Source organism: Mycobacterium sp. E3251, assembly GCF_001666835.1.
Lineage (GTDB): Bacteria > Actinomycetota > Actinomycetes > Mycobacteriales > Mycobacteriaceae > Mycobacterium.
This window is the reverse complement of the sequence record NZ_LZJF01000083.1, coordinates 24,429-34,533: the sequence shown is the minus strand read 5'-3', so window position 1 is coordinate 34,533 and position 10,105 is coordinate 24,429. Positions and strand designations below refer to the sequence as shown.

Sequence of the window (10,105 nt, the reverse complement as noted above, 5' to 3'; positions counted from 1 at the left end):
GGGTCGCAAATCTTTTTCCGCGGTTATACCCGCGGCCACACCGCTGATGCGTCGACGCCGTCGGGGGCGTCGCCCACGTTCTCTACCAGGCGCGATAGCCGGCGACGGCCGCTGATCCGCAGCGCCGGCCGGCCGCCGCGGGTGCCGATCAATGTGGGCGACGCCCCCGACGGCGTCGACGCATCAGCGGTGTGGCCGCGGGTATAACCGCGGAAAAAGATTTGCGATTCCGGCGGCCGGTTTGCGCAGTCGCGCCTCAGGGTGCGAAATTGTCAGGTGCCCGAGGGCGAAGGAACGCTGGCGTATCTGAATTTCCGCGGAATTTTTGACGCCGGCCTGTCATTCTTCTGCGGGGTGGCCTCGCAGGGGGGCCGCGATCAAGGATGGAGCGTAAGCGTAGTTGGCCGACCCGAATCTCAAGGACCGCGAGAGCGGCCGGGCTGGGAGCCGTAGGCGACTCGTCATCGTCGAGTCGCCGACCAAAGCGCGCAAATTGGCCGGTTACCTGGGCTCCAACTACATCGTCGAATCCTCGCGCGGGCACATCCGCGACCTGCCCCGCGCCGCGGCCGACGTGCCGGCGAAATACAAGTCGGAGCCGTGGGCCCGCCTTGGTGTCAACGTGGACCACGACTTCGAGCCGCTCTACATCATCAGCCCCGAGAAGAAGAGCACCGTCAGCGAGCTGAAGGGCCTGCTGAAGGGCGTCGACGAGCTTTACCTGGCCACGGATGGTGACCGCGAGGGCGAAGCCATCGCCTGGCATCTGCTGGAAACCCTGAAGCCGAACATCCCGGTCAAGCGGATGGTGTTCCACGAGATCACCGAGCCGGCCATCCTGGAGGCCGCCGAGAACCCCCGTGACCTGGACATCGACCTGGTCGACGCGCAGGAAACCCGCCGCATCCTGGACCGGCTGTACGGCTACGAGGTCAGCCCGGTGCTGTGGAAGAAGGTCGCACCCAAGCTGTCGGCGGGGCGGGTGCAGTCGGTGGCCACGCGCATCATCGTGCAGCGGGAACGCGACCGGATGGCGTTCCGCAGCGCCTCCTACTGGGACATCCTGGCCCGCCTGGACGCCAGCGTGTCCGACCCGCAGGCCGCACCACCGACCTTCACCGCCCGGCTGACCAGCGTCGACGGCCTGCGCGTTGCCACCGGCCGCGATTTCGACTCGCTGGGCCAGCTGCGCAAGGCCGACGAGGTCACCGTGCTGGACGAGGCGCGGGCGACCGAGCTGGCCAGCGGGCTGCAGGGCGCCCAGCTGTCGGTCGCCTCGGTGGAGGAGAAGCCCTACACCCGCCGGCCCTATGCGCCGTTCATGACGTCGACTCTGCAGCAGGAGGCCGGCCGCAAGCTGCGGTTCTCCTCGGAGCGCACCATGAGCATCGCCCAGCGGCTCTACGAGAACGGCTACATCACCTATATGCGTACCGACTCGACGACGCTGTCGCAGTCGGCCATCAACGCCGCGCGCACGCAGGCGCGCCAGCTCTATGGCGAGGAGTACGTCTCGCCGTCGCCGCGCCAGTACACCCGCAAGGTGAAGAACGCGCAGGAGGCGCACGAGGCCATCCGGCCCGCCGGCGAGACCTTCGCCACACCGGACGCGGTGCGCCGCGAGCTCGACGGGGACGAATTCCGGCTCTACGAGCTGATCTGGCAGCGCACCGTGGCCTCGCAGATGGCCGACGCGCGGGGCACGACGCTGAGCCTGCGGATCAATGGGCAATCCGGAGAAAGGCAAGTGGTGTTCTCCGCGAGCGGGCGCACCATCACGTTCGCCGGCTTCTTGAAGGCCTACGTGGAGACCGTCGACGAATTGGCCGGCGGCGAGGCCGACGACGCCGAGAGCCGGCTCCCGCAGTTGACGCAGGGCCAGCGGCTGGACGCCATCGAGCTGACGCCCGACGGGCACGCCACCAACCCGCCGGCGCGCTATACCGAGGCGTCGCTGGTGAAGGCGCTCGAGGAGCTGGGCATCGGCCGCCCGTCGACGTACTCGTCGATCATCAAGACCATCCAGGACCGCGGCTATGTGCACAAGAAGGGCAGCGCGCTGGTGCCCTCGTGGGTGGCGTTCGCCGTAATCGGTTTGCTGGAGCGGCATTTCGGTCGGCTGGTCGATTACGGCTTCACCGCCGCGATGGAAGACGAGCTCGACGCGATCGCCTCGGGGCAGGAGCGGCGCACCGACTGGCTCAACCGCTTCTACTTCGGGGGCGACCACGGGGTGGCCGATTCGGTCGCGCGTTCCGGCGGCCTGAAGAAGCTCGTCGGCGTCAACCTGGAAGGCATCGACGCCCGAGAAGTCAACTCCATCAAGTTATTCGACGACGAGCAGGGTCGCCCCGTGTACGTCCGGGTGGGCAAGAACGGGCCTTATCTGGAACGCATGGTGACCAACGACGAGGGTGAGCTCGGGCCGCAGCGCGCCAACCTCAACGACTCGCTGACGCCGGACGAGCTGACGCTGGAGGTGGCCGAGCAGCTGTTCGCCACACCGCAGGAGGGACGCACGTTGGGCGTCGACCCGGAGACGGGTCACGAGATCGTCGCCAAGGACGGCCGGTACGGCCCCTACGTCACCGAGATCCTGCCGCCGCCACCGGAAGACGACGAAGGCGGCGCCCCCGCCAAGAAGGGGAAGAAGCCCACCGGGCCCAAGCCGCGCACCGGCTCGCTGCTGCGCAGCATGGACCTGCAGACCGTCACCCTCGAGGACGCGCTGAAGCTGCTGTCGCTGCCCCGGGTGGTGGGCGTGGACCCGCAGACCGGTGAGGAGATCACCGCGCAGAACGGCCGCTACGGCCCATATCTCAAGCGCGGCACCGACTCTCGTTCACTGGCCACCGAGGACCAGATCTTCGAGATCACGCTCGACGAGGCGCTGAAGATCTACGCCGAGCCCAAACGCCGCGGCAGGCAGGCCGCGGCCGCGCCGCCGTTGCGGGAGCTGGGCGCCGACCCGGCGACCGGCAAGCCGATGGTGATCAAGGACGGCCGATTCGGTCCCTACGTCACCGACGGCGAGACGAACGCGAGCCTGCGCAAGGGCGACGACGTCCTGTCGATCACCGACGAACGCGCCGCCGAACTGCTGGCCGACCGGCGGGCGCGGGGTCCGGTCAAGCGACCCGCGAAGAAGGCCGCCCGCAAGAAGGCCCCGGCCAAGAAGGCCGCCAAGCGCAGCAGCTAGCCCGGTCTAGTAGCCCGGGCCGATCGACTCGCTGTGCACGTCCTCGCGGACGGGTCGCACTGGCTGGGAGTCCGTGGTTCCGGCCAGCTTGACCGGCCGGGCCAGCTGAGTGGGGGCGGTGCGGCCCCGCAGCTCGACGACCTCGCCCACGTCCCAGCACAACGCCTCCGCATCCAGCGCGCCGCTGACGGCGATCGCCGACGCCAGCACGTGGCCGGACTCGAGTTTGGCCAGCTCGGTCAGCCGGGCGGCCTCATTCACCGGGTCGCCGATCACGGTGTACTCGAAGCGGGCCTGCGCGCCGATGTGCCCGGCGATCGCCCTGCCCGCCGAGACACCGATCCCGAACTCCGCCGCCCCGATCACCGGGAGCAGCTCGTCGTGCAACTCGCGCGCCGCGGCGAGCGCTCCGCCCGACGCGTCGGGGTGTTCGATCGGCGCGCCGAAGATGGCCAGGGCGGCGTCGCCCTGGAACTTGTTGACGAAACCGCCGTGCCGGCCCACGGTTTCGACCACTACGCGGAAGAACTCGTTGAGCAGGTGGACCACCTCGGCGGGCGGGCGGGTCGCGGCGAGCTTGGTCGAGCCGACCAGGTCGACGAACAGCACCGCGACGTGGCGCTCCTGACCGCCGAGCTCGGTGCCGCGCTCCAGGGCGCGGCGGGCGACGTCTTCACCGACGTAGCGGCCGAACAGGTCGCGCAGCCGCTGCCGCTCGGACAGGTCACGCACCATGTCGTTGAAGCCGGCCTGCAGCAGGCCCAGCTCACTGGCGTCGTAGATCTGCATGTGCGCGTTGTAGTTTCCGCGCTGCACCTCCGACAGCGCCCAGCGCAGCTGGCGCAGCGGGTCGGCGATCGACATGGCGACCAGCAGGGTGCTGACGAAGCCGATGCCCAACGCGGCCAGCGCCAGCAACAGGATGGGGGTGAACAGCTTCTCGGGCGTGGCGTGCAGCAGGGACGCCTTGTCCGCCATCACCGCCAGCACAATGGCCAGCACCGGGACGGCGGTGGACAGCATCCATGTGAGGATCTGCCGCAGGATGACGCCGGGCGCCTGGACGTTCTCGGGGACGCCGCTGCGCAGGGCGGCCACGGCCACCGGCCGCAGCACCCGCTCGGACTGCAGGTAGCCGATGATCGCGGTCGCGGCGGCGCCGAGCCCGGTGGCCACGGCGACGACGGGCGCGGCGAACCGGGCCACCGACCAGCTGGCGATGATGAACACCACGCCGCCGATGCACCAGGCCGCCATGCTGATGAGCGTGCGATAGAAGGGCATCCGCAGGGCGCGGCTACGCGCCAGCTCGGTGGCGGCGGGGTCGGCCTCGGCGAGCAGGTTGTCGCGGCGCTGCCAGCGGAAGACCGGCATCAGCAGCTTCAGGTTGACCATCCAGCCGGCCAGGAACAACACCACCAGCGCGGTCGCGAAGACCGCCAGATTCAGGACGGGCAGATCCTGCAACTGGATGCGATCCTCGGGGGGCAGGGCGTAGCGCAGGAAGCCCAGCACGAAGAGGGCGCCGATGATGTCGGCCTGCAGCATGCTCAGCGAGAACAACGGCCACGGGGTACGCACCACCCACCGGACGAATGCGCTGATCCGCCCGGGCAGTGCTGCCGCTGTTGCCACGAACCCACCGTATCGGTCAGCAGGGACTTGTCGGAAACTTACAACGATCTCGGCGGGCCCCCATCCGGGCCGAAAAGAGCCCAAATGTAACGGGATTGTCCCAATACGGTGGCCGATCGGTATCTGTCGGCGGTGGTGGCTACTGTTACCGGTGATGTCCGGGGTGTTTACGCGGCTGGTAGGCCAGGACGTGGTGACGGCCGAGCTGCTCGCCGCCGCCAGGGCTGCCCGCGGTGATCTGGTTCACAGCGATGCGGGCGCCGGGACTATGACACATGCATGGCTGATTACGGGCCCTCCCGGGTCGGGGCGCTCGGTCGCGGCGCTGTGCTTCGCCGCCGCGCTGCAGTGCACCTCCGATGGGGAACCGGGGTGCGGCCAATGCCGGGCGTGCACGACGACCATGGCCGGCACCCACTCCGACGTGCGCCGGGTGATCCCCGAAGGGCTGTCCATCGGGGTGGACGAGATGCGCGCCATCGTGCAGATCGCGTCGCGGCGTCCGGCCACCGGGCACCGGCAGATCGTGGTGATCGAGGACGCCGACCGGCTCACCGAGGGTGCCGCCAACGCGCTGCTCAAGGTCGTCGAGGAGCCGCCGCCCTCGACCGTGTTCCTGCTGTGCGCGCCGTCGGTGGACCCCGAGGACATCGCCATCACGCTGCGTTCCCGCTGCCGGCACGTCGCGCTGGTCACCCCGCCGACCGAGGCGATCGCGCGCGTGTTGATCGACAGCGACGGCCTGACCCGGGACACCGCGAACTGGGCGGCGTCGGTCAGCGGCGGCCACGTGGGCCGGGCACGACGGTTGGCCACCGATTCCGAGGCCCGGGAACGCCGCGAGCGGGCGCTGGCGTTGGTGCGTGACGCCGCGACGCCGTCGCGGGCCTACGCCGCCGCCGAGGAGCTGGTGGCCGCCGCCGAAGCCGAGGCCGTCGTGCTCACGGCGGATCGCGCCGAGGCCGAGACCGAGGAGCTGCGGACCGCGCTCGGCGCCGGCGGCACGGGCAAGGGCACCGCCGGGGCGATGCGGGGCGCCACGGGCGCGATGAAAGACCTCGAACGGCGGCAGAAATCGCGTCAGACCCGGGCCTCGCGCGACGCGCTGGATCGGGCGCTGATCGACTTGGCGAACTATTTCCGGGACGCGCTCATGGTCTCGGCGGGCGCGGGTTCGGTGCGGCCCAACCATCCGGACATGGCCGAGCGGGTGGCGGCGCTGGCCGCCCACGCCCCGCCGCAGCGGTTGCTGCGCTGCATCGAGGCGGTGCTGGAGTGCCGCGAGGCGTTGGCCATCAACGTCAAGCCCAAGTTCGCCGTCGATGCCATGGTGGCCACCTTTGGCCAGGAACTGCGCGATTGATTTCGTCGCGCCCGCCCGCCTGCCGTAGACTCGTGCCGCCCGGCGAGAGGGTGTGCCGCCTTAGCTCAGTCGGTAGAGCGATTCACTCGTAATGAATAGGTCGGGGGTTCGATTCCCCCAGGCGGCTCCACGATTCTTCACCGGGCGCGCGGCTAGGCCGGCGCCAGAAACCCCACCGGACCCGAGGCGAGGCATAACGCCAGCGCGGTGGTGTTGGCGCGCACGGTGATCGCGTCCCCGGCGCCGGGCAGCCGGGCGAACACCCGGTTGAGTCCGGGATGCACGGGGACCTTGACGTCGGGTCCCTGCGTCATCGCCAGCGTCATCGTTCCCTCGCTGTTGGCCAGGTAATTCAGCTCGACGCTCCAATCGGCGGGCAGCAGCGGGCCGTCCAGGACCAGGCGCGCCGGCTTGTCCGGCTGCGCGAAGTAACCGCAGTGCGGCATGGGTCCTGGCACGATGGTCCGCACCCAGGTCACCCGCGCCCTGACCAGTCGGCCCGAGCTGTCCAGCATCCGCAATTGCGTTGTGGCCGAGGCGAATTCGGGCCGGTCGTGCAGCAGGGCGAACAGGTGGCTGGCGAGGTTCTCCGGCGCCGCCACCCGCTGCAGCACCAACGGATCGACCTCCTGGTCCAGCAGCGGCGCCGTGGAGGCCGCGTGCGCGGCGGCGAGATCCGCCCGGGCGTTCTGTAGGTAGCGCTGGGCCGGGTTGTCGCGCCAGCTGGTCAGAAACGTCGCCGTCGAATACAGGCTGCTGGCCACGAACAACGCCGCCAAGACCAGCGTCACCGCGGTACGTCTGGGCGAGGCGTCCAGCCAGCGCGGCGCGGCGGGCCGGTTCGGCGCGCAGAACGCCACGGCGGCCAGCAGCGCCAACACGAAGACGAGATCCGGGAAATAGCGCAGGGTTTGGGCGAGTTCCAGCGCGGTCAGCTTCGACGACCGCATCAGGTAGATCGGCACCTGGCAGGCGACGGCGTAGCCGGCCGCGGTCAGCCACACCGGCCCGATGCGCTGCTTGCGCACGAGCGAGACCGCGACGGCGCCGCCCAGCACCAGCCAGCCGAGCGCCATCACCAGCGGCGGGGGCGTGGCCCACGGCGAGGCCGGCGCCCACCGGTCCCAGTGCCACGGCCCGCCGGCCAGCCCGGGAACGATGCCGTGCGTGATCGATCGCCCCAGCAGGTCCGCTGTCATCGCAAGGTCGGAGCTCCACCGCCCCTGGTTGACCACGGCCAGGTAGAGCGCGATCCAGCCCGCGGTGAGCGCCAGCGTCGCGACCCATAGCCGCAGCCCGGCCCGCCACACCGTCAGCAGCGCCGCCCGGTCGCCGCCGACGTGGCGCAGCAGCGATACCACCGCGAACGCGACGAACGGGATGACCGCCGCCTTCTCGAAGAACAGCAGCCCACCGAAGTAGGCCAGCGTCCCGGTTACCGCGTAGCGCTGGTTGCCCGTCCGCACCAGCAGGACGGCGTCGGCGCACACCCACGCCAGAGCCGCCAGCATCGGCAGTGAGTTGAGCGCCGCCGCCCACCACGCGAACCCCGGCACCGCCAGCGGGGTGAACAGCGCGAAGGTCAGCGGGACCAGCAGCACCGGCCGCCGGCCGAGGATGACATACAGGGCGCGCAGCAGCGCCAGCGAGGCCAGCAGCTGCAGCACCAGCAGGCTGATCGCGGGACCGGTCCAGTCCAGCGGGGCCAGCCGGATGATGGCGCCGCCGAGCAGGAAAGCGCCCGGCATGACGTGGCCGTCGTGGTCGTCGAACAGGTACGCCGGCGACAGCAGGTTGTGGGTGCCTGCTTTCCCGATGAGGATCAGGTCGTCCCAGTAGAAGTAACCGCCGAACGCGAGGACCGCGCGTATCGCCAGCGCAACGGCGATCAGCGCGACGGCCACGGCCACTATGTATGGTGGGCCGGTGCGCGCACTGGTTACCGGGGCAGCCGGATTCATCGGGTCGACGCTAGTCGACCGTCTACTGGCCGACGGCCACACCGTGGTGGGGCTGGACAACTTCGCCACCGGCCGCGCGACCAACATCGAGCACCTCGCCGAGAACCCCGCGCACGTCTTCGTCGAGGCGGACATCGTCACCGCCGACCTGCAGGCCATCCTCGACGAACACCGGCCCGAGGTGGTCTTCCACCTCGCGGCCCAGATCGACGTGCGGCACTCGGTCACCGACCCGGAGTTCGACGCCTCGGTCAACGTGATCGGCACGGTGCGCCTCGCCGAGGCGGCGCGGCGGACGGGGGTGCGCAAGGTCGTGCATACCTCGTCGGGCGGATCCATTTACGGCACCCCGCCCGTGTATCCGACCCCCGAGACCGTGCCGACCGACCCGGCCTCGCCGTACGCTGCCGGAAAGGTGGCCGGCGAGATCTACCTGAACACCTTCCGGCACCTTTACGACCTGGACTGCTCGCACATCGCCCCGGCCAACGTCTACGGACCGCGGCAGGACCCGCACGGCGAAGCCGGTGTCGTGGCGATCTTCGCCCAGGCGCTGCTGTCGGGTAAACCCACCAAGGTGTTTGGCGACGGGAGCAAGACCCGTGACTACGTGTTCGTCGACGACGTGGTGGACGCCTTCGTCAAGGCCGCCGGGGAGGCGGGCGGCGGGCAGCGGTTCAACATCGGCACCGGAGTGGAAACCTCTGACCGGCAACTGCATTCGGCGGTGGCCGCGGCGGTCGGGGGGCCCGACGACCCGGAGTTTCATCCGGACCGGCTGGGCGATCTGAGGCGGTCGTGCCTCGACATCGGTTTGGCCGAACGGGTTTTGGGGTGGCGTCCGCGGGTTCGGCTCGACGACGGTGTGCGCCGCACGGTCGAGTACTTCCGCAGCGCCCAGACGGTCTAGCTGTGTTCGGGCGCCTGCGCGCCCTCGAGCGCCAGGGCGCGGGCGAGCCGGGCATAGCGCAGTTCCAGGTCCTTGAACCGCATGTACGTGCTGAGCGTGGTGAAGCAGAAGGCCATCACGAGCGCGTAGAGCATCAGGTCGGTGCCGCGGCGCACCCCGAACCACTGTGCCACGACCGTGGTGTCGTCGGGCCGCAGCACGGCATAGACGCCGGCCAGCACGAAGACGATGTAGCCGACCTTGACCCAGGCCCGCGACCGCGCGTTCCGGCGCGACCGCAGCAGATAGACCAGCAGCGCGATGATCGATCCGATCAGCAGCACCTGGATCCAGTTCATCTGGGAATCCTCCCTCGCAGGAACCCGTCGAAGATGATGTTGACGCCGTTGAGAAGCGGCTGCCCCTTCGACTTGGAGTAATCGGTGTAGAGCACCTCGACCGGTTGTTCGACCACGCGCCAATGGTTTTCGGCGATCAGCATGATGAACTCGTTGGCGTGGCTCATGCCGCTCATGGTGATGTCCAGCCCGTCGGCGACCTTCTTGTTGAAGACCCGCAGCCCATTGTTGGTGTCGGTCAAGCCAAGTCGGCGACCACGACGGCTCAGGCGCGCGGCGGTCTGCAGCACCAGCCGCTTCACGAACGGCGGCCGGGTGCCGCCGGGGGCGGCGAACCGCGTCCCGATGACCACGTCGACGTCCTCCGCGCAGAGCCGGTCCACCATCGCGGCCAGGTCCTTGACCCGATGCTGCCCGTCGCCGTCGAACGTGGCGAACACCTGCGCCCCAGGCTGTTTGCGGGCGTACTCGACGCCGGTCTGGATGGCCGCGCCCTGGCCCAGATTGATCGGATGCCGCACCAGATGAGCGCCGGCCCGCCTGGCGATCTCGCCGGTGCCGTCGGTGCTGCCGTCGTCTACGCAGACGACGTTGTCGAAGATCGAGCGCACATCGGCGACCACGTCGCCGATGACGGTGGCTTCGTTGAAGGCGGGGATGACGATCCAGGCGCCCGAGTATTTGGAGTCAGTAACCATC

7 protein-coding genes, 1 tRNA gene and 1 pseudogene are annotated in these 10,105 nt (G+C 69.6%); 4 read left to right on the top strand and 5 right to left on the bottom strand.

What is annotated here, in order from left to right:
- Nucleotides 1–23: 23 nt before the first annotated feature.
- Nucleotides 24–203 (bottom strand): annotated as a pseudogene (locus tag A5697_RS28375) (hypothetical protein); the annotation flags it as partial.
- A 197-nt stretch (nucleotides 204–400) separates the two neighbouring features.
- On the opposite strand from A5697_RS28375, the gene topA reads away from it, so the two are divergent.
- Nucleotides 401–3,199 carry a type I DNA topoisomerase gene (gene topA, locus A5697_RS11520; protein ID WP_067947303.1) on the top strand — a complete coding sequence of 933 codons (2,799 nt, stop codon included), beginning with the start codon at nucleotides 401–403 and terminating at the stop codon, nucleotides 3,197–3,199.
- Nucleotides 3,200–3,205: 6 nt separating this feature from the next.
- Here the strand turns inward: topA and A5697_RS11515 are convergent, their stop codons facing one another.
- The gene (locus A5697_RS11515) at nucleotides 3,206–4,918 is read right to left on the bottom strand and encodes an adenylate/guanylate cyclase domain-containing protein (RefSeq protein ID WP_369806104.1); all 1,713 of its coding nucleotides are present in this window, start codon (nucleotides 4,916–4,918) and stop codon (nucleotides 3,206–3,208) included.
- A gap of 70 nt (nucleotides 4,919–4,988) precedes the next feature.
- Here A5697_RS11515 and A5697_RS11510 point away from each other — a divergent pair, with 70 nt between their 5' ends.
- Both A5697_RS11510 and A5697_RS11505 read left to right on the top strand, forming a co-directional pair.
- A complete protein-coding gene (locus A5697_RS11510) occupies nucleotides 4,989–6,197 on the top strand; it encodes a DNA polymerase III subunit delta' (RefSeq protein WP_068010450.1) in 1,209 nt (402 codons plus the stop codon).
- Between the two features lie 54 nt (nucleotides 6,198–6,251).
- Nucleotides 6,252–6,327 (top strand) — tRNA-Thr (locus tag A5697_RS11505).
- 22 nt (nucleotides 6,328–6,349) lie between these two features.
- Here the strand turns inward: A5697_RS11505 and A5697_RS11500 are convergent.
- Nucleotides 6,350–8,158 (bottom strand): hypothetical protein, encoded by a 1,809-nt coding sequence (locus tag A5697_RS11500; protein WP_197500976.1) that lies wholly within the window; start codon nucleotides 8,156–8,158, stop codon nucleotides 6,350–6,352.
- Between A5697_RS11500 and A5697_RS11495 the strand changes: the two genes are divergently transcribed.
- Nucleotides 8,124–9,068, top strand: coding sequence for an NAD-dependent epimerase/dehydratase family protein (locus tag A5697_RS11495; RefSeq protein WP_197500975.1), 945 nt, complete (start codon nucleotides 8,124–8,126; stop codon nucleotides 9,066–9,068). The genes A5697_RS11500 and A5697_RS11495 overlap by 35 nt on opposite strands.
- On the opposite strand, the gene A5697_RS11490 is transcribed toward A5697_RS11495, so the two are convergent.
- On the bottom strand, nucleotides 9,065–9,406 hold the full coding sequence (locus A5697_RS11490) for a DUF2304 domain-containing protein (RefSeq protein WP_066955604.1): 342 nt from the start codon (nucleotides 9,404–9,406) through the stop codon (nucleotides 9,065–9,067). The two genes, A5697_RS11495 and A5697_RS11490, sit on opposite strands and share 4 nt — an antisense overlap.
- On the bottom strand, nucleotides 9,403–10,104 hold the full coding sequence (locus A5697_RS11485) for a glycosyltransferase family 2 protein (protein ID WP_067947295.1): 702 nt from the start codon (nucleotides 10,102–10,104) through the stop codon (nucleotides 9,403–9,405). Before A5697_RS11485 ends, A5697_RS11490 begins: the two co-directional genes overlap by 4 nt.
- Between the last annotated feature and the right edge of the window lies 1 nt (nucleotide 10,105).

Excerpts from the sequence above, each read along its gene's own strand:
- A5697_RS11490 (WP_066955604.1), bottom strand. The coding sequence starts at position 9,406 with ATGAACTGGATCCAGGTGCTGCTGATCGGATCGATCATCGCGCTGCTG.
- A5697_RS11500 (WP_197500976.1), bottom strand. The coding sequence starts at position 8,158 with ATGAATCCGGCTGCCCCGGTAACCAGTGCGCGCACCGGCCCACCATAC.
- A5697_RS11510 (WP_068010450.1), top strand. The coding sequence starts at position 4,989 with ATGTCCGGGGTGTTTACGCGGCTGGTAGGCCAGGACGTGGTGACGGCC.
- A5697_RS11485 (WP_067947295.1), bottom strand. The coding sequence starts at position 10,104 with ATGGTTACTGACTCCAAATACTCGGGCGCCTGGATCGTCATCCCCGCC.